The organism is Micromonospora sp. NPDC023814 (assembly GCF_040639595.1).
GTDB lineage: Bacteria > Actinomycetota > Actinomycetes > Mycobacteriales > Micromonosporaceae > Micromonospora.
In genome coordinates this window covers 1-18,267 of sequence record NZ_JBFAAF010000080.1, presented here as the reverse complement: position 1 = coordinate 18,267, position 18,267 = coordinate 1, and the positions used below count along the sequence as shown (strand labels likewise).

The following is an 18,267-nucleotide window of genomic DNA, read 5'->3' as shown; positions in this document are numbered from 1 at the left end:
CCGTGGTTCGGCGGTGAGGTCTGCGTCACCCGATTCCCGACCAGCGGGCCGGGAAACCCCGTCCATTTCGGGCACGGCGGGGCCGCCCCCGCCCGCGTGGGCATGGGAACGCTACCGGCCGGCCGCCCGTCACAGGCGGGCAGGGTGCGCGCCACGGTGGGCAGGGCGCGCCCGTCGCGGGCGGGCCGTGGCGCCTCAGGACAGGTCGAGGCGGCGCAGCGTCCCGTCGGCGGCGACGCGGTAGACGTCCAGCCGGTTCGCCCCGGCGTGGAAGAGCCGGTCGTCGGCGACCAGGGCGGCGAAGCGGCGACCGCCGGCGTCCCGGGGGACCACCGGGACGACGGCGCCGACCCGGCCGTTGACGGCGACCGCCAGCAGGGTGCCGGAGGGCACCTCGTCCGGCACGTCGCCCCAGACCGCCGCCGGCAGCCGGCCGGTGTCCGGGTCGACGGCCCGGAACCCGGACAGGCCGGCGACGCGGGCGGTGCCGCCGTTCGGACGGTCGCCGACGACGGTGCCCACGAGCGGGTGGGGCGCGGGCGGCGCGGGCGGGGTCGGCACGCCGCCGGGGATGGGCGTCGGTTCCCCGGGGCGGTCGTAGAAGACCTTGCCCGTCTCGGCGCGCGGGGCCTCGCGGGCGGACCGGCCGTCGACCCGCCACGGCAGCCCGATGGCGGCCTCGTCGGCGATGGTGGGCAGCAGGTCGACGTGCTGCCAGTTCCGGTCGTCGACCCGCCCGGCGCGCTGCCCGGGGGTCTTGACGAACATCGGCACCCAGGCGACCTCGTCCGGGGCGGCCCGGAGGGCGTCCATCCCGCGCCCCTGGGCGCCCTTGGTGAAGCTGACCCCGTGGTCGGCGGTCACCACCAGCAGGGCCTCGTCGTAGAGGCCGCGCGCCCGCAGGGTGCGCAGGGTCTCCCCGATCAGCCGGTCGGTGTAGCCGAGCTGCGCGAGGTGGCGCCGGTGGGCCAGCTCCACCCAGCCGTCGCCGTCGTTCGGCAGGTCCTCCGGGGCGTCGTAGCGCACCCCGGACGGCAGGTACGCCCACGGGGAGTGCGGCATCAGCAGGTGCAGGAAGTGCAGCGTGGGCCGGGATGCCGGGCGCAGTCCGGCCAGGAAACTGGTGAACCGGGCCGGCTGGTTGGCGTTCAGGCTGTCCCAGCGGAACTTCGGGTCCGCCGGCACCGGCTCGGCGTCGTCGATGCCCGCCTCGGCTCGGGTGCGCTCCCGGTAGGAGTCCTCCGGGTCGACCCGGCTGTCCACGGGGCCGGCGAGGCGGCGCAGCAGCCCGCCGGTCTCCCGGACGAGCACGCCCATCCCCTGTTCCGGGGTGACCGGCGACTCGCACCGGCTGGGCGGGCAGAGCCGGGTGATGCTCTCCTCGGCGCGGATGTCGTACAGGCCGCCGAAGGCGGTGAAGAGGTTGTCCGGGTACTGCGAGTAGTGCGGCGCCGCGGCGCGCTGCGGGTACCGGCCGGTGAGCATCGCCGGCAGCGCGTACGGCGTCCAGCCGGCGACGCCGGTGGCGTTGCGGTACCAGGTGGAGCCGGCGGCCAACTCGGCGAAGTGCGGGTACCGGGCGGCGTCGACCCGCCCGTCCGGTCCGAGCAGGGAGACCAGCGGCAGCTCGTCGAGGACCAGCACCACGACCGGCGGGTGGTTGCCGGGCCCGGCCGCCCCGGCAGCGCCGCCCTCGCCGCGGGGCAGCACCACCGTGGAGGTGGGCGAGGCGAACAGGAACAGCCCCACGAACAGCAGCGGGCCGGCGGCGGCCAGCCGCAGCACCCGCCCGGGCGCGCGCCACCGCCGGTGCGCGACCGCCCCGGCGGCGCCGGCCACCGCCGCCACCAGCAGCAGCGGTACGCCCCGCAGCGGCGTACCGTGCCGGCCGACCTGCACGGCCAGGGCGGCGAGCAGCAGCCCGACCAGCAGGGTGTGCGTCACCGAGCGGGCGGCCCGCCCGGCCAGCCGGGACAGCGCGCCGAGCAGCGCCACGGCCGCCGTGGGCACCAGCACGACCAGCGCGACCAGCAGCAGGATCTCGCGCCGGTCCGCCCGGTGGAACAGGAAGAAGTCCGGGCTGCGGCCGAGGACGTCCAGCAGCGGCTGGGTCACCACCAGGCCGACGAGGGCGGCGACCTCCGCCAGCCGGCCGAGTTCCGCCCGCCGGCCCGGCGACCGGCCGGCCCGCCCGGACGCCGGCGACGGGTCGGCCGGGGCGGTGTGGTCCGCCGGGCCCGCCGGCTCAGCCACCCACGACCGCCGCGTAGAGGGTCCGGGTGCCCGAGGGCAGGTCGAGACGGCGCGCGATCCGGCACCGGGCTCCCAGCAGCCGTTCGAACTCGGCGCGCCGGTAGTCCGGGAAGAGTCCCTCGGGCTTGTTGGCCAGCAGCCGGCGGGCCATCGGGTCCTCCGGGTGGACGAACTCCACCACGAACCGGCCACCGGGGGCGGCGAGGCCGACGAGCCAGTCCAGCACCTCGGTCAGCGGCACGTTGCGCCCGATCGCCAGGTGGTGCACCACGGCCAGGGCGAGCACCACGTCCGCCCGGGCGCGGTCCGCGAACGAGGCCCGCTCGACGCCCCGCCAGCCGCCGCCGGGGGACGGGTCGGCGAGGTCCATCACCAGCGGCAGGATCCGCCGTTCGCCCTCGTCGCGCAGCGCCCGGTAGAGCCCGTCCACGACGGCCGGGTCCTGCTCCACCGCGACGACGTAGTCGGCCTGCCGGGCGGCGAGCCGGGCGTACCGGCCGTCGTTGGCGCCGAGGTCGAGCGCCAGGCGGGGACGCGGCGGGTCGGCCAGCGCCTCGGCGACGAAGCGTTCCTTCGCGGCCCGGTCGTCGGCCGTGTAAGCGCAGGTGCGCTGGTAGTCGACCCAGTGGCTGGCGGCCGGGCGGTGCTCCAGCCGGCGGACGAGCTTCTCGATCCCGCGTACGGTGGCCAGCGCCAGCTCCCGGGAGTAGCCGGCCGCCCGTAGCTGCGACCGGACGTCGGCGGTGCTGGCCCGGGCGTTGCGGCGCTGCATCGCGTCGTGCAGGTGCACGTGGGTGGGCACGCCGGGCAGCAGCCGGCGCGCCCCGCCGAACAGCCGGCGCATCTGGTCGGGCTCGATCCCGTCGACCCGGGCGCGCAGCCACGGCTGGAAGTCCAGCCCGAGGTGGGCGCCGAGCAGGAGCGGGTAGAGCAGGGTCTGGCAGAACTGCCGGTAGCCGGCCCAGGGCTCGCCGTCGCGCGCCGGGGTGAACGAGCCGACGTCGATGAAGACCGGCTCCGCCCCCCGCCACTGGAGGTTGTACGCCGAGCCGTCCTTGGTGGTGAACCCGGCCGGCAGCGCCGCCCGCAGGATCTCCAGGTGCAGCAGCGCCGCGTCCCGCAGCATGGCGAAGGACCACTCGTACGGGTGCGAGACGAACGGGATGCGCTCGTGGCGGAGCACGGCCGCCCACCGGGCGGCCGTGGGCACCCGCGCCGACTCGACCGGCTCGGTGCCGCAGACCTTGCCGGTGGCGAGCAGCGGCGGGAAGAATTCGGCGGCGGCCAGTGCGCGCCACTCCCGGGCGGCCCGCTCGTCCAGCCCGCGCAGCACGTCGTCGCCGAGATGGAAGACCCGGTTGGCCGGGTCGCGGAACGACCCGGGGTCGGCGCGTACGCCGGTGTGGGGGGTCACCATCGCCGGGTCAGCGGTGGTCGGTGGGCTGGCGGCGGAAGCGGTCGACCAGCCGCCGCCAGTAGAGCTTGGCCGCCACCGCGGCGCCGGCCACCCCGCCGACCACCGCCTGCACGATCAGGCTGCCGGACCCCGCGTCCAGGTAGGCCAGGTGTTCCACCGACCGCTCCTTCCCTCGCCGTCTCGACCGCCGGCGCGCCCGGTCGCACCCTATGAGGGATATGGCCGGAAAGCCGGACTTGTCCCACACCGTACGCCGATCGTCCCCGCCGTGAAGGCCACACCGGGCACTCCACCCGGCGTCCGTTTCGTTCAAGACGCCCGCCCTGGACCGCCCCTACCGTGGCAGCCATGGCACCGACACTGGACCTCATCGGCATGGTCGCCAGCGACCTGCCACGCTCGCTCGCCTTCTACCGCCGGCTCGGCCTCGACATCCCGGCCGAGGCCGACACCGAGCCGCACGTGGAGGTCACCCTGCCGGGGGGCCTCCGGCTGGCCTGGGACACCGCCGACACCGTCCGCTCGTTCGACCCGCACTGGAAGCCCGGGGGCGGCGGCGGTGCCGGGCTCGCGTTCCGGTGCGCCGACCCGGCCGAGGTGGACCGGCTATACGCCGAACTGGTGGCCGAGGGCCACCCGGGCCACCTGCCCCCGTGGGACGCCTTCTGGGGCCAGCGGTACGCGGTGGTGCTCGACCCGGACGGCAACCGCGTGGACCTGTTCGCCCCGCTCACCCAGGGGTGAGCGCGGTCCGCCCGCGCAGGCCGGACCGGCCCGCCTTCGCAGGCCCGGACCGCAGGGCTGGACCGGGTTCGCTCAGCGCGACAGCAGGACGGTCGGCGGCACCCCGGCCAGGTCCCGCACGTCGCGGGTGAGGTGGGCCTGGTCGGCGTACCCGCAGCGGGCCGCCACCTCGGCCAGCGGGGTGCCGGCGCGGGCCAGCGCCAGGGCGCGCCCCATCCGCAGGATCCGGGCCAGGGTCTTCGGGCCGTACCCGAACAGGTGCCGGCTGCGGCGGTGCAAGGCGCGCGGGTCGAGGCCGACCTCGGCGGCGGCCGCCGCCACGGTCGTGCCGGCGGCCAGCGCGGCGGCGACCCGGACGCCGAGCGGGTCCGGCCCCCCGGCCGCCCGCAGCCGCGCCGCGGCGATCTCCGTCAGCACGGCGGCCGGAGCGGTCTCGGCCCGCTCGGCCAGCCGGTCGACGTCGCGGTCGCCCGACAGGTCGGCCAGGGGGACCCGTCGGTCGCGCAGCTCGACGGCGGGCACGCCGAGCAACGCCGGGCCGACACCGGGCGGCAGCCGCAGCCCCACCCAGCGCTGCGCCGGCCCGCCGCCGCTCAGGTGCGCGGTGCGGTCCGGCCCGGCCACGAGCAGGCCGCCGCGGCTCGTCCAGAGCAGGTCGACGCAGCCGTCGGGAAGCACCCGGGTCGGCGCGGCACCCGCCCGCGTCGTGCTGGTCCAGAGCACCGCGCCGGCAAACCCGGCGGGACGTTCCCGGTACATGCCGCCCAGCCTGCCACGACCCGACTAGCCTTCCGAGTGTGCGATGGTCGGTGCTGGACGCTCCGCTCGACTCCTCCGGCCGCGGCCGGGGCGAGCGGCGGGCACCTGCGGCGCTGCGGTCGGCGGGGCTGCTGGGCCGGCTGGGCGCGGCGGACGCCGGCGCGGTCGACGCCCGGGTCACCGATCCCGTCCGCGACCCGGAGACCGGCGTGATCGGCGTCGAACACCTGCGGCGGGCCACCCGGGCGATCGCCGCCCGCGTGACGGAGCTGCTCGACGCGGGGCACAGCCCTCTCGTGCTCGGGGGCGACTGCGCGATCCTGCCGGGCACGCTGCTGGGGCTGCCGGCCGGCTTCGACCTGTGGTTCCTCGACGCCCACCTCGACTTCGAGGACGGGCGCACCTCGCCCACCGGCGAGGCGGCGGACATGGACCTGTCGATCGTCACCGACCACGGCCCGGCCGGCGTCCTCGACCGGGAGGGGCCGCTGGTCGACCCCGACCAGGTGCACGTGCTCGGCCACCGCCCGCCGGACCCGGACGTGGCGGAGGGCATGGAAGCCGTCCGGGTGGACCCGGCCGTGCACCTGGTGCCGGCCGACCGGCTGCGCGGGCCCGACGCGGCGGCGGTGGGCCGGGGCCTGGCCATCGGCACCACGCCGGCCTGGCTGCACCTCGACCTCGACGTGCTCGACCCGGTCGTGCTGCCGGCGGTCAGCTACCCCGAGCCGGGCGGCCTGGACTGGGCCGACCTCGCGGCGCTGGTCCGGCCGCTGGTGCGCTCGGGCCGGCTGATCGGGATGAGCGTCACGGACTTCAACGCCGACGAGGACCCCGACGGGCGGCACGCGGAGCGGATCGCGGCCGTCCTCGCCGACCTGCTGGCCGACTGACCGGGGACCGGCGCTACGTCCCGGTCGCGATGTACGGCAGACGGACGGTGAACACCGTCCGGCCCGGCCGGCTGTCCATCCCGACCGTGCCGCCGTGGGCCTCCACGACGGCGGCCACGATGGCCAGGCCCAGGCCGGTGCTGCCGTGCGCCCGGGAGCGGGAGCTGTCGCCCCGCGCGAAGCGTTCGAACACCTCGTCCCGCAGCTCCACCGGCACGCCCGGACCGTCGTCGGCGACGCTGAGCACGGCAGTGTCCCCGGCCACCCGCAGGGTGGTGGTGACGGTGGTCCCCGGCGGGGTGTGCACCCGGGCGTTGGCCAGCAGGTTCGCCAGCACCTGGTGCAGCCGGGCCGGGTCGCCGGTGACCCGGATGAGGGCGTCGGGCAGGTCGAGCTGCCAGCGGTGCTCCGGTCCGGCGACGCGGGCGTCGCTGACCGCGTCCACCACCAGCGCGGGGAGGTCCACCGGCCCGACCGCGAGCGGGCGGCCCGAATCCAGCCGGGCCAGCAGCAGCAGGTCGTCGACGAGGCTGGTCATCCGGGCGCTCTCCGACTCGACCCGGCGCAGCGCGTGGGCCACGTCGGGCGGCACTCCCTCCCGGCCACGCCGGGCGAGTTCGGCGTACCCGCGGATGGCGGCCAGCGGGGTGCGCAGCTCGTGGCTGGCGTCGGCGACGAACTGGCGTACCCGGGTCTCGCTGGCCTGGCGGGCGGCGAGGGCGGCGGCGACGTGCCCGAGCATCCGGTTCAGCGCCGCGCCCACCCGGCCGACCTCCGTACGCGGGTCGGTGTCGGCGGCCGGGACGCGCACCGACAGCGCCACCTCGCCCCGGTCCAGGGGCAGCTCGCTGACCCGGCCGGCGGTGGCGGCCACCCGGCGCAGCGGGCGCAGGGTGGCCCGCACGATCAGGGCGCCGGCGCCGCCGGCGAGCAGCAGCCCGACGGCGGCCACGCCGGCCTGCGCGGCGACCAGCCACCAGACGGTCTCCGACACGCCCGACAGGGGCAGCCCGAGCACGCGCACCGTGCCGTCCGGGAACTGGCGCGCCACCACCCGGTAGTCGCCGCGCTGCCCCAGGTCGCGGGTGCGGGGCCGGCCGTCCGTGGGCAGGTCGGCGAGGCCCGCCACCTCGTCGACGCCGACGGCCCGGTCCTGCCGGTCCGACAGCGTCCACGCCCGGGTGACCCGGCCGTCGACCACCTCGGCGGTGACGGTGCCGGGCGGGAAGCCGCGCGGGATCCGCACGTCGGGCCGGACGTCGGCGCCGGGCGGCGGCTCGAACGGGGACGGCGTGCCACGGCCGGGAGCGCCGCGCATCGGCGCCAACTGCTCGTCCAGCCGGTCGATCAGGAACTGCCGCAGCGCGACCGTGGTGATCCCGCCGATGGCGACGCTGACCAGGGCCAGCAGGGCGACCAGGATGACCACCAGCCGGGTGCGCAGCGACAGGCCGGCCAGCCGGCCGCGGAGCCGGGCGGCCGGCCGCTCAGTCCGCCGGGCGGAGGACATAACCCGCGCCACGCAGCGTGTGGATCATCGGCTGCCGGCCGGCGTCGATCTTCTTCCGCAGGTACGAGATGTAGAGCTCGACCACGTTGGCCTGGCCGCCGAAGTCGTAGTTCCAGACCCGGTCGAGGATCTGCGCCTTGCTCAGCACCCGACGCGGGTTGCGCATGAGGTAGCGCAGCAGTTCGAACTCGGTGGCGGTGAGCGTGATCGACTCGCCGTCGCGGCAGACCTCGTGGCTGTCCTCGTCCAGGCTGAGGTCGCCGACCGTGAGCACCGCGTCCGTACGGGCGGCGACGGCGAAGCCCGACCGGCGCAGCAGCGCCCGCAGCCGGGCGATCACCTCCTCCAGGCTGAACGGCTTGGTCACGTAGTCGTCGCCGCCGACGGTCAGGCCGGCGATCCGCTCCGCCACCGCGTCCCGGGCGGTCAGGAACAGCACCGGCACCGTCGGGGCATGCTCGCGCAGCCGGCGCAGCACCTGGAAACCGTCCAGGTCCGGCAGCATCACGTCGAGCACCACGGCGTCCGGCCGGAACTGCCGCGCCGCGCTCAGCGCCGACATCCCGTCCCCCGCCGTACGCACCTGCCAGCCCTCGTAGCGCAGCGCCATCGACAGCAGGTCGGCCAGGGTCGGCTCGTCGTCGACCACCAGCACCCGGACGGGCTCGCCGTCCGGGCGACGCAGCTCCACGCGGCCCGCTCCGGCCTGCCCCTCGGTCGTCATGGTCCCCATCGTGGACCGGCCGGCTGTGCCCGCCTTGTGCACCACCTGTGTGCCCGCTGTGCGCGGCCGTGCCGACCCGCTGCCGCCTGCTGCGCGGTGCGACCACCGAGCCCGGGCTGGCCCGGTTGCCGCCGGTCAGCCGCACCACGGGTGGGGCGGGGTCATTCCGTCATGCCCACGGGATAGGTGTGCACGAAGCGCATCGTCCACGTGCCGCCGCCGGCGTGCTCGCGCTCGTAGAGGTGGTCCGGCCCGCCGCCGGCCGCCCCCGCCCCGTCGGGATGGCGCAGGACCCAGCGCGCCGGCGGGGACCCGTCGGGCCCGGCGGGAAGCGCCCGGACCAGGTCGTGGGCCGGCCCGCCGACGAAGCGTACGGTCACCTCGCCCATCCGCGCACCTCCGGTCCGGGTCGACAGCGGCCTCGGCTCGCAAGCTACCGCAGCGCGGGCTGCCCCCGCCCGGAACCGACTGCGGTTTGCCCTGATCGGAGGCCGGGTAACGGCAGCGAAGGCGACACGGCGGACGCCCGGGGACGGGCGGTGGCGGCAGACGAGGAGCGGTCGATGAGGACGCTGGACGGGCGGTACCGGCTCGAACAGCGCATCGGCATCGGCGGCATGTCCGAGGTCTGGCGGGCCCACGACGCGGTGCTCGACCGGCCGGTGGCGGTGAAGGTGATGTCCCCCGGCCAGGAGGAACCGGACACCTCGGTGGAGCGGATCCGCGCCGAGGCGCGCTCCGCGGCCCGGCTGGTGCACCCGAACGTGGCCAGTGTGCACGACTTCGGCACCTGCGCGACGCTGCCCGGCGGCCAGGTGCCCTACATCGTCATGGAGCTGGCCGAGGGCGAGACGCTCGCGGCGCACCTGCGGGCCGGGCCGCTGGACTGGCGCATCGCCGTCCGGGTCTGCGCCGAGGTCAGCGCCGCCCTGGCCGCGGCCCACGCGCACGGCATCGTGCACCGCGACGTCAAGCCGGCCAACGTCATCCTGACCCCGTCCGGCGTCAAGGTGCTCGACTTCGGCATCGCCACCCCCTCGGGCACCCCGGACCGGTCGCCGGAGGGGATCGTGGTGGGCACGCCGGCGTACCTCGCGCCCGAGCAGCTGGAGCGGGCACCCGCCACCCCGGCCGCCGACATGTACGCCCTCGGCGTGCTGCTCTACTACTGCCTCGCCGGGCGGCTGCCGTACCAGGCGGGCACGACGACGCAGCTGTTCGGCGTGCGGCGGCGGCAACCCCCGCAGCCGCTGCCCGAGATCGACGGGCTGCCCCCGGAGGTGGCCGACCTGTGCGCACGCTGCCTGGCCGACGACCCGGCCGACCGGCCGACCAGCCTGGTGGCCGCGCTGCTGCTGGCCGAGGCGGTGGACGCCCGGGTGTACGTGCCGATGCGGCAGCCGATGGCGCCCCGGCAGCGCGGCGGCCAGGTGTCCCCGTGGACGGAACGCGCGGCGGCCGAGGTGACCGAGGCGGCGGCCGTCCCCGACCGGTCCACCCGCGCCGGCTGAGCCGTGCGGGCGCGGCCGCCTTCCGCTCCGGCCGAGCCGTCCGGGCGCGGCCACCTCCGCACCGGGCCGAGCCGTCCGCCGGCGCCGGCCGCCGCCGTCACGCCCGCAGTCCCGGCCACCACCTGCGGTTTCACGGCTCGGGGGCCGGGTAGCCGGGCGGGTGAGTGAACGGGAGGAACGCGATGCCGGAATCGAGCTCCTGGCTGAACGAGACGGCCACCGCGACCGCCGAGGGCGGCCACGTACGCACCGACGACGGGGGGCTCTCCACGGCCCTCGCGTCCCCGCTGGCGCCGCACTGCTCGGGCCTGACCCCGGAGCAGCTGCTCGCCGCCGCCTTCGCGTCCTGCCTGCACCACGCGGCGGTGGAGGCAGCCGGTGAGATCACCGACGAGGCGCACACCGTGCAGGTGCGGGCGGAGGCGAAGCTCGGGCGCGACGACGACGGCCGGTATCGGGCCGACGTGCACGCCTCCATCTCGTCGGCCGGGCTCACCCGCCAGCAACTGGCCGAGCTCGTCGAGCACGCCGACCGGCTGTGGCCGTTCTCCAGCGGTGACGCCAGCCGGCACCGACTCACCGTCACGCCCGCGGAGAACGGCCGGCACTGACCTCACCGTCACCCGGGCGAACCAGACCCGCGAGGCCACCGGCGCGTCGTGGGCCCCGGCGGCACGCGCCGGGCGCGCGGCGACCGAGGCCACCTCTGGCCCGTCCCGGCCGACGTGCGGGTCGCCCTCGCAGCCGACCGACGGCGGCCCGAACGGCTGACTGCCGCATCGGTCCTTCCGTGGAGGGCGAGCCGACGCCACGACCCGCGCCCCAAGATCGACTATTCGCCCCTTTCCTACTTCTTTATCGGGCATAAGCGAAAGACCCGACAGGCGAGTAACACGCGCTTGGTGACTGGCCGGGCGTAATGGGGAGGTGGATAGCCGCAAATTGTGGCGCATGCCACCAACCAGGCCGATGGCAACTCGCGCTCGCCTTTCTAGCCTCGGCGGGTGAGTCCCGACGACCCCCTCGACCAGAAGCTGACCCAGGATCGACCGGCCACCGCTGCGGCCGATCCCGCCTCAACCGAACGGACGATCGGCCGTCATCGCGCCCCGGAGCGGCAGCGCCGCGGCGGCCGGGCCCTGCTCTCCTCGACCCCCGTCCGGGTGGCCCTCGCCACCGGCGTGACCTGCTGCCTCGGCGCCGCCGCGTTCGCCGGCACCCGCGGCGACACCGACACCCCTCGGGAGCCCGTGGCCGAGGCGGTGGCCGAGCGGGCCGCCACCGACGAGCGTGCCTCCCGCTCCCTGGACCGGGCCGCCTCGCCCGCCCCGGTGGTCAGCGCCAGCGCGACGCCCAGGCCGACCCCCTCGGCCACCCGCAAGGCCCCGGCCAAACCGGCCAAACCGGCCCGCCCCCGCCCCGTCGCCGGGCTCACCCAGGCCCAGATGGACAACGCCAAGATCATCGTCGACGTGGGCGAGGACCTGAAGATGCCCCGGCGGGCCCTGGTGGTCGCCGTGGCGACCGCCATGCAGGAGAGCAACCTCTACAACCTGGCCAGCGACGTGCTCCCGGAGTCCCAGCAGTACCCGCACCAGGGCAGCGGCTCGGACCACGACTCGGTCGGCCTGTTCCAGCAGCGCCCGAGCAGCGGCTGGGGCACGGTGCGGGAGCTGATGCGCCCCGCGTACGCCGCCCGGGCGTTCTACGAGGCGCTGCGCGAGATCCCGGGCTGGCAGGAGATGAGCGTGGCCGGGGCGGCCCAGGCCGTGCAGGTGTCCGCCTTCCCCGACGCGTACGCCCAGCACGAGGATCGGGCCACGACGATCGTCGCCGCGCTGACCTGAGGCGGCGCGCGGGGTCAGCGGATCCCGGCGCGACCGCCCGGCGGCTCGCTGGACGCGTCGGCGCCACCACGCGCGGCGATCCGCGTCGCCGGCACGCCGCCGCCGGTCAGCCCGGCCGCAGCGGTCGGGGTGTCGGCCGGCACCGGCTCGCCCGCGAGCCCGCCGAGGATCTGGTCCGCCCGGGCCTCGCGCCGCCGCCGGGCGTACAGCGCCGCCTCGAAGTCCCGGCGGGCCTGCACCGCCTCGGCGTAGACCCGCTCGCGGACCTGCCGGGCCTCCTCGCGGGCCGCGTCGAGCTCGAAGCGCGCCTGGGCCAGGATGTCGGCCGCCTCCCGCTCGGCGCCCCCGACCCCGTACCGGCCCACCCCCCGGTCGCCGAGGTCCAGCCGCTGGAGCAGGCCGCACAGCGCCGACGCCTCGTCACGGATCTCGTCCCACTCCCGACCGGCCCCCGCGGCGCCCTCGGCCCGGGCCGCGAGCCGGGTCAACCGGATGCCGAGCTGGTCGAGGCAGGAATCGACCTGCCGCTGGTCGTAACCGGTCTCAACGACGGAGAACCTCATACTGTCGCCCCCCAGGCAGCTGGTATTTCTTCCCCACCTGGATCCTCGGCGCTGGCGGCGACCGCCGAGGGGGTTCGGGAAAAATGTTCAGCATGCGAGCGCCGACGCGGGTCGAGCGCCTCGCGGGGTGTCGGTGGGCGGCCCGGCGTGGACAATGCGGCCGGCGGGTGGTGCGGCGTCAGGTGCGCTTCGGCAGCACGACCACCCGGCCGAAGAACTCGTCGATGCGGCGCACCACGTCGTTGAAGTCGTCCAGGTCGATCGGCTTGGTCACGTAGGCGTTGGCCTGGAGCGTGTAGCTGCCCACGATGTCCGTGTCGGCGTTGGAGGTGGTCAGCACCACGATCGGGATCGTGCGCAGGTCCTCGTCACCCTTGACCGCGCCGAGCACCTGCCGCCCGTCCATCCGCGGCATGTTCAGGTCGAGCAGGATGACGTCGGGGCGCCGGGCCTCGGTGTGCCGCCCCTCCTGACGCAGGAACTCCATCGCCTCCTGGCCGTCGCCGACGACGTCGATAACCTTGTCGACGTCGGAGTCCGCGAGGGCCTCCTCGATCATCAGTACGTCGCCCGGGTCGTCGTCCACCACCAGGATGCGAACGGGACCGGGCCTGTCTGCGCGCATCGCTACCTGCTTCGTGTCAGTGGTACGGAAGACCGTACGGTCCTCGATGCCGGCGGGGAAATGTAGCTGATCAACCGGCGGCCTGTGCGGTCGGGTCGGCCGTGTCAGGTTCATATCTCAGCACATCGGCCAGCCCGGTCACCTGGAGCACCCGGTCGACTCGGCCGCTGGCGCCGGTCACTCGCAACCAGCCGCCGTCGGCGGCGACCCGATTGTCGCCCCGGACGAAGGCGGCGATCCCGGTCGAGTCGCAGAAGACCAGCTCGGTCAGGTCGACCAGCAGGTGCCGCTCACCGCCGTCGACCAGCCGGTCGATCGCGGCGTTCAGCTCGGGTGCGGTGCCCAGGTCGAGTTCGCCGGCCAGGCGCAGGCAGGCCCCGCCGCCCTGGCGATCGGCGTACGTGACGGTGAACGTCACCGTGGTCCCCCTCGCTCCACCGCAGACGGATGCTTGCAGTGCAGCAAGTATAAGCAGGGGGTCGGCCGGGGCCGCAGCGCGCTCAGCGCGACCCTGCGCCGCCCCGCGCGGCCACGGACGAGCGGGCCGCGTCGAGGAACCGCGCGGCGCGGGGGAAGTCGTGCAGGACCCGCCCGTAGTGTTCCAGAGCCGACCCCAGCGCGGGGGCCGGCACGCCGCGACTGGTGAGGATGTCCACCAGCCAGTCGACGAACTCGGCGAACAGCGAGCCGTCGTCGACGTAGAGCGCGGCGGCCAGGAAGTCCACGATGTACCCGAGGTCGCTGACCGTCGAGTCCACCTGTGCGGGCGTGTAGTCGCGCGTGGCCGGGGCACGTTCCCGCAGGTCGGCCAGCGCCCCGTCGATCAGTTCGCCGCGCCGCCGCACCAGGCTGGCGTACTCGTCGTCAGCCTGGTGGGCCAGCTCCGCCGGCGGGGTGCGGCGCAGGGCCCGCTCGTCGGCGACCAGGTCGGCGGCGGCCGGGGCGTCGGGCGCCCAGGCCACGCCGAGCCGGCGGGCCCAGCGCCCGTCCGCGCCGAAGCCGCGACCCCCGACCACCACCGGCACGTCCGAGCGCCGGCACGCCTCGATCATGCGGTGCGCGTGCGGCAGCCGCATCGGCAGCGCGCAGGCCAGCGCGACCGCGTCCGCGTCGTGCCGGTGCAAATACGACACCAGGTGCGCGGCGGGAACGCTCGCGCCGAGGAAGGTGACGTGCCAGCCCCGCAGCCGCAACACCTCCGCGACCAGCCGGGGCGGCAGGGCGTGCCACTCGCCGTCCATGCACGCCACCACGATCCGGCCCCGGGTCGGGCGCGGGTTGGCGTACCCGGCGACCGCCGCCACCACCCGCTCGCTGACGTGCGTCGCGGCGTGCTCCTGGGCGACGCTCCACTCGTTGCGCGCCCACCGCTCCCCCACCTCGGCCTGTGCCGGGGCGACCAGGTCGAGCAGGACGCGCTCGGCCGGAACGCCGGCCTCGAGCAGCCCGGTGGCCACCCCGATCGCGGCGTACTCGTCCGCCTCCTCGAGGCAGTGCAGGTATCCGGGCCAGGCGCCCGCCGGGTTGGCCTGGGCGGCCAGGGTGGTCACGGTCGGGTCTCCCCGGTGTCGGCGCTGCCGGTCGGGACGGGCACCGCGTGCAGGTGCCGGGGCGTACGCTCGCCCGGGCCCGCCGCACGCAGCGCGAGCACGGCGATGTCGTCGTGGTCGCCGTGGGCCAGCCAGTCGCAGGTCACCTGCTCGACGCGCTCCGCCAGCGCGGGCGCGGGCATCCGGTGGCAGCCGGTGAGCGCGTGGACCAGCCGCTCGGTGCCGAACTGCTCGTCGCCGCGGCGGCCACCGCGCGCCTCGGTCACCCCCAGCACCATCGTGGCGAAACGCCCCTGGCCCTGCGCCCGGGTGGTCTCCAGCAACGCGTCGTTGAGCAGCTTCAGCAGCCGCCCGGGCTGCGACTCCACCCGGTGCAGCGCCTGCAGGCACTGGCGCAGCTGGCCGGTGAAGACGGCCGCCTCGACACCCTTGCCGGCGACGTCGCGGAGGAAGAAGACCGAACCGCCGTCGGCCAGCCGGTGCGAGCCGTAGAAGTCACCGCCGATGCGCAGGCCGGCCTGGGCCGGCCGGTAGGCGGTACCCCACTGCACCCCGGCGGCCTCGGCCGGCTCCACCGGCACCAGGCTCGCCTGGAGGGTGTCGGCCACCTCGGCCTGGTCGCGGTAGAGCAACGCCGTGGTCAGGGCGGCGCCGGCCCGCGCCGCGAAGGCCCGGACCAGCTCGGTGTCGGCCTCGTCGTACCACCGGGTGGCGCGCCGCGCGACCAGCAGCACGCCGGCCGGGGCGTCCCGGCCGGGCAGCGGCACCACCCGGGCGCAGGCCTCGGTCAGGCCGGGCAGCCAGCCGGCCGACACCGCCTGCTCGACCAGCCAGTCGAGGGTGTGCGGTTCCCCGCCGTCCAACCCCGCGGCGATCGCCGCGGGCGGTTCGACGGCGGGCAGGACGCCGCTGTCCACGGCGGGGGCGTCGTCGTCGGCGCGGGTGGCCCGCCACCAGCGCGCCCGCCCGGACCGGGGCGCCCGCACCAGCACCGCCACCTCCGCCAGGGTCGGCACGGCGAGCCGGACGACCGCCGCGGCGGCCCGGTCCGGGTGCAGCGGGTTGCCGAGCTTCTCGCCGACCACGGCCAGGAACGCCGAGCGGGCCCGCTCGGCGAGCAGCGCGTCGGCGCGCGTGACGCTCTCGGTGACGTCCTCCACGTACCAGCAGCAGCGGGCGGCCGACAGCGAGACCTGCCGGGCGCGCAGACGGCGGCCGTGATGGGTGAAGTCACCGCCGGCGGGCAGCCCCGCGATGCCCGCCGCCGCGAGCAGCTCGCCGGGGGCGACCTCGGGCAGCAGCCGCTCCGCCACCGGGCTGACGTGCCGGACGACGCCGTGGGCGTCGCAGACGACGAGACCCTCACGGAAGTGCTCAACGACCTCGGACCAGTCCGGGGCCGCGTGCGCCCCGTCGGGTGCGAGCGCGGGGAGCGGGAGTGCCGGGCGGGGATTGTTACGATCCCCTCGACCCTGCCGGACCGGCAGCCTGCGGAAAGGCGTGATCGTGCTGTCCCATGGGAGGCAACCGGCGGCGACCCCGTTGAGCATGACCGTCGACCGGTCCGATCCGGGGGCGCCGCTCATCCGGGTCGGCGGTGACCTCGCCTACACGACCGCCGCACCCCTGCGGGCCGAGATCGACCGGGTGCTCGCGGACGCCCCGCCCGCGGTCGTGCTGGACTTCGGCGACCTGCTCTTCATCGACAGCACCGGCCTCGGGGTGATCGTGCACGCGTGGCGGGAGGGCCAGCAGGGCGGCACCGCCCTCCAGTTGCGCGGGGTGCCCCGCTTCCTGGAGTCGATCCTCGACATGACCGGCGTCACGGGCCTGCTCGCCCGACCGCTCGGCGACCACCTGGCCGCGCACCCCGGCGCCGCCGACAGTCCCGCCGGCCCGGCCTGACGCCGACCCGCCCGGCCCCGGGCTGTGCGCCCCGGGCTGCGGCTGGAAGCATGGGCGACATGGCCGCGCAGCTGTTGACCATCGAGGTGACCCGGCTCGACGCCGGGCGCGCCCGGCTTCGGCTGGCCGGTGAGCTCGACTTGCCCCGGCGCTCGTCGCGGCGGTTGCCGAGCTGCGCCGGGAGGGCTACGGGACCGGGATGAGGTCGCCCCGGGCGCGGCCGGCCCCCTCACCGGGTGAAGGGTCCCTTCGCGTCCGGCGTCGGCTGTCCGCACGGCGCGTGGGGTGGCCCCCCGACCCTGGGACCAGGGGCCGGGGGGCCGGAGTGAGGCTCAGGGCGCGGTGACCGGCTGGAGGCGGGGCCCGGTCGACCGCCGCTGCCGGGCCCCTGGCGGCTCGGCGTCCTCCGGTGGTCCGGAATCGGGAGTCTGGAAGAGATAGCGGACGAACTCCCCACCCGCCTCGTTGTCGTCCGCTCCGGGCCACTGCCCGATGCAGTCCACTCCGACGACCTCACGGCCCGAGCCGTCGGCCTCCTCCAGCAGCGCCCACAGGCTCACCGGGTAGCAGCGGGTGTCCTCGGGCGAGAGACGCCAGCGGGCGTACCAGCCGGGTCGGGCGGGGACGATCTCGGCGATCCTCTTCATCACGACCTGTCCTTCCGCGTCCGATCGGAAGTGCTCCGGTCCACTGCGATCGTCGGGCCCCGCCGGGTGATCGCCCCTCACCCCCGCCGGATGAAGCTCCCGCCCCTGCCCGGGGGCCACCGGCCCGGCCGCCGACGTCCGTTTCGGTGGCGGCGACGGCGGGAAGGCGACCGGCGGAAGCGAGGCACACCAGCGGAAGCGAGGTGTCACCATGCGCAAGCAGATGGAGGGCGACAACCAGCGCCGCCGCTCGCTGGCCCGCCAGGCCCGCGAGCGCGGCATGCAGGCCAGCGAGACGGGGGCCAGCCTGAGCGCCTCCAAGCAGCTCACCCACCTGGACCGGGGCAAGCGCGCCGGGCCGCCGCCGGCCGGCAGGCGACACAAGCCCGACACCACGCGCGGCGGGCCGGCGCCGCCGCCGGCCGGCGTCCCCGAGTCGCCCCGGCCCACTCCGGATCCGGGCCTCGCCGCGCCAGGCGTGACCCCGATGGGGTACCGCGCGCTGGTCGACGACGTCGTCCGCCGCACCGGGGCCGACTTCCGGACCGCCAAGGTGGGGGTCGAGTCGACGGTGCTGGTGCTGGCCTGGGCGCTGGACGAGGCGGAACGCCGGCGGCTGCTCGCGGCGGTGCCGACGAAGTTGCACGACGTGGTCCCCGTGGACGGCATCAGGCGGCGCCAGGACCTGCCGGGCTTCCTGGCCGAGGTGGGCCGGATCAGTGGACGCACCCCGGAGCAGGCCCGCTACCAGGCCGAGGCGACCGTGGCGGCGCTCGCCGACCACGACGGCGACCTGGTCGAATCGCTGCACGTGCCCGACGGCCTGCGCGAGCTGCTGCAACCGCCGCCGGTCGGCGGCGGGGTGGTCGGCGCGACCACCGCCACGCCCCCGCTGAGCGACGCGGACCTGCGGGAGGCGCTCGCCGGGCTGCCGTACTGGTCCGGCGACGGCAACGCGTTGTCGCGCACGATCCAGCTGCCGGCCGACAACCTCGACCGGGTGCTGGACCTGATCGACCAGCTGCGGCAGGAGACCGGGCGCGGGCCGCGAATCGGCCGCCCCGACGCGACCACCGCCGTGGTGACCGTACGGTCCCGGCGGGCCGGCGCGGTGACCGTGGTGACCGCGATGGACGTGGACCTCGCCCACGCCGTGGACGACGCGATCGACGAGGCGGGCGCCGGGATGGCCACCGGCTGACCCGGCGCGGGCCGGCGGGCGACTCCCGGCGTTCGGCAACCACCGGATCCACGACGGGCGGGCCGAGCCGTCCGGGCGGGCCGGGTGCCCACTCAGTCCGTTCCTCTGACGGAGACCC

The 18,267-nt window shown here is 76.3% G+C and carries 20 protein-coding genes; 7 read left to right on the top strand and 13 right to left on the bottom strand.

Annotation, left to right across the window (positions count from 1 at the left end; genetic code table 11):
- Positions 1-195: 195 nt before the first annotated feature.
- From AB0G14_RS29765 to AB0G14_RS29755, 3 genes are read right to left on the bottom strand one after another with little or no spacing between them, the layout of a single operon-like run.
- The gene (locus tag AB0G14_RS29765) at positions 196-2,253 is read right to left on the bottom strand and encodes a sulfatase-like hydrolase/transferase (RefSeq protein WP_357703047.1); all 2,058 of its coding nucleotides are present in this window, start codon (positions 2,251-2,253) and stop codon (positions 196-198) included.
- Complete coding sequence (locus AB0G14_RS29760) at positions 2,246-3,670, bottom strand: class I SAM-dependent methyltransferase (RefSeq protein WP_357703045.1); 1,425 nt, start codon at positions 3,668-3,670, stop codon at positions 2,246-2,248. The genes AB0G14_RS29765 and AB0G14_RS29760 overlap by 8 nt, the downstream gene beginning before the upstream one ends.
- Positions 3,671-3,677: 7 nt before the next feature.
- A complete protein-coding gene (locus AB0G14_RS29755; RefSeq protein ID WP_350685822.1) occupies positions 3,678-3,827 on the bottom strand; it encodes a hypothetical protein in 150 nt (49 codons plus the stop codon).
- 191 nt (positions 3,828-4,018) lie between these two features.
- Between AB0G14_RS29755 and AB0G14_RS29750 the strand changes: the two genes are divergently transcribed.
- The gene (locus tag AB0G14_RS29750) at positions 4,019-4,414 is read left to right on the top strand and encodes a VOC family protein (protein ID WP_357703043.1); all 396 of its coding nucleotides are present in this window, start codon (positions 4,019-4,021) and stop codon (positions 4,412-4,414) included.
- Positions 4,415-4,486: 72 nt separating this feature from the next.
- Here the strand turns inward: AB0G14_RS29750 and AB0G14_RS29745 are convergent, their stop codons facing one another.
- The gene (locus AB0G14_RS29745) at positions 4,487-5,173 is read right to left on the bottom strand and encodes a helix-turn-helix domain-containing protein (RefSeq protein ID WP_357703041.1); all 687 of its coding nucleotides are present in this window, start codon (positions 5,171-5,173) and stop codon (positions 4,487-4,489) included.
- 38 nt (positions 5,174-5,211) lie between these two features.
- Between AB0G14_RS29745 and AB0G14_RS29740 the strand changes: the two genes are divergently transcribed.
- Positions 5,212-6,066 (top strand): arginase family protein, encoded by an 855-nt coding sequence (locus AB0G14_RS29740; protein ID WP_357703039.1) that lies wholly within the window; start codon positions 5,212-5,214, stop codon positions 6,064-6,066.
- A gap of 13 nt (positions 6,067-6,079) precedes the next feature.
- On the opposite strand, the gene AB0G14_RS29735 is transcribed toward AB0G14_RS29740, so the two are convergent.
- The 3 genes from AB0G14_RS29735 to AB0G14_RS29725 all read right to left on the bottom strand — a co-directional run bounded on the left by AB0G14_RS29735 (position 6,080) and on the right by AB0G14_RS29725 (position 8,689).
- The gene (locus tag AB0G14_RS29735) at positions 6,080-7,525 is read right to left on the bottom strand and encodes a HAMP domain-containing sensor histidine kinase (protein ID WP_357703065.1); all 1,446 of its coding nucleotides are present in this window, start codon (positions 7,523-7,525) and stop codon (positions 6,080-6,082) included.
- A gap of 28 nt (positions 7,526-7,553) precedes the next feature.
- On the bottom strand, positions 7,554-8,300 hold the full coding sequence (locus tag AB0G14_RS29730; RefSeq protein WP_357703037.1) for a response regulator transcription factor: 747 nt from the start codon (positions 8,298-8,300) through the stop codon (positions 7,554-7,556).
- A 161-nt stretch (positions 8,301-8,461) separates the two neighbouring features.
- Complete coding sequence (locus AB0G14_RS29725) at positions 8,462-8,689, bottom strand: hypothetical protein (protein ID WP_357703035.1); 228 nt, start codon at positions 8,687-8,689, stop codon at positions 8,462-8,464.
- 174 nt (positions 8,690-8,863) lie between these two features.
- On the opposite strand from AB0G14_RS29725, the gene AB0G14_RS29720 reads away from it, so the two are divergent.
- The 3 genes from AB0G14_RS29720 (at position 8,864) to AB0G14_RS29710 (ending at position 11,658) form a co-directional block, all read left to right on the top strand.
- Positions 8,864-9,811, top strand: a complete 948-nt coding sequence (locus AB0G14_RS29720; protein ID WP_357703033.1) for a serine/threonine-protein kinase — start codon at positions 8,864-8,866, stop codon at positions 9,809-9,811.
- 182 nt (positions 9,812-9,993) lie between these two features.
- Positions 9,994-10,422 carry an OsmC family protein gene (locus AB0G14_RS29715; RefSeq protein WP_091106530.1) on the top strand — a complete coding sequence of 143 codons (429 nt, stop codon included), beginning with the start codon at positions 9,994-9,996 and terminating at the stop codon, positions 10,420-10,422.
- Positions 10,423-10,815: 393 nt separating this feature from the next.
- A complete protein-coding gene (locus AB0G14_RS29710; protein WP_357703031.1) occupies positions 10,816-11,658 on the top strand; it encodes a hypothetical protein in 843 nt (280 codons plus the stop codon).
- Positions 11,659-11,672: 14 nt separating this feature from the next.
- Here AB0G14_RS29710 and AB0G14_RS29705 read toward each other — a convergent pair whose 3' ends face one another.
- The 5 genes from AB0G14_RS29705 to AB0G14_RS29685 all read right to left on the bottom strand — a co-directional run bounded on the left by AB0G14_RS29705 (position 11,673) and on the right by AB0G14_RS29685 (position 15,709).
- The gene (locus AB0G14_RS29705) at positions 11,673-12,221 is read right to left on the bottom strand and encodes an ATPase (protein WP_357703029.1); all 549 of its coding nucleotides are present in this window, start codon (positions 12,219-12,221) and stop codon (positions 11,673-11,675) included.
- A 178-nt stretch (positions 12,222-12,399) separates the two neighbouring features.
- Complete coding sequence (locus AB0G14_RS29700) at positions 12,400-12,846, bottom strand: response regulator (RefSeq protein ID WP_350712209.1); 447 nt, start codon at positions 12,844-12,846, stop codon at positions 12,400-12,402.
- A gap of 70 nt (positions 12,847-12,916) precedes the next feature.
- Positions 12,917-13,264, bottom strand: a complete 348-nt coding sequence (locus AB0G14_RS29695) for an STAS domain-containing protein (RefSeq protein WP_357703027.1) — start codon at positions 13,262-13,264, stop codon at positions 12,917-12,919.
- An 82-nt stretch (positions 13,265-13,346) separates the two neighbouring features.
- Positions 13,347-14,396 (bottom strand): cobalamin B12-binding domain-containing protein, encoded by a 1,050-nt coding sequence (locus AB0G14_RS29690; protein WP_357703025.1) that lies wholly within the window; start codon positions 14,394-14,396, stop codon positions 13,347-13,349.
- The gene (locus AB0G14_RS29685; protein ID WP_357703023.1) at positions 14,393-15,709 is read right to left on the bottom strand and encodes a SpoIIE family protein phosphatase; all 1,317 of its coding nucleotides are present in this window, start codon (positions 15,707-15,709) and stop codon (positions 14,393-14,395) included. The genes AB0G14_RS29690 and AB0G14_RS29685 overlap by 4 nt, the downstream gene beginning before the upstream one ends.
- A gap of 235 nt (positions 15,710-15,944) precedes the next feature.
- Here AB0G14_RS29685 and AB0G14_RS29680 point away from each other — a divergent pair, with 235 nt between their 5' ends.
- Positions 15,945-16,301 carry an STAS domain-containing protein gene (locus tag AB0G14_RS29680; RefSeq protein WP_357703021.1) on the top strand — a complete coding sequence of 119 codons (357 nt, stop codon included), beginning with the start codon at positions 15,945-15,947 and terminating at the stop codon, positions 16,299-16,301.
- 332 nt (positions 16,302-16,633) lie between these two features.
- On the opposite strand, the gene AB0G14_RS29675 is transcribed toward AB0G14_RS29680, so the two are convergent.
- Positions 16,634-16,948 carry a hypothetical protein gene (locus AB0G14_RS29675; protein WP_357703063.1) on the bottom strand — a complete coding sequence of 105 codons (315 nt, stop codon included), beginning with the start codon at positions 16,946-16,948 and terminating at the stop codon, positions 16,634-16,636.
- Between the two features lie 211 nt (positions 16,949-17,159).
- Between AB0G14_RS29675 and AB0G14_RS29670 the strand changes: the two genes are divergently transcribed.
- Positions 17,160-18,149 carry a DUF2267 domain-containing protein gene (locus AB0G14_RS29670; RefSeq protein ID WP_357703019.1) on the top strand — a complete coding sequence of 330 codons (990 nt, stop codon included), beginning with the start codon at positions 17,160-17,162 and terminating at the stop codon, positions 18,147-18,149.
- Positions 18,150-18,267: the final 118 nt, after the last annotated feature.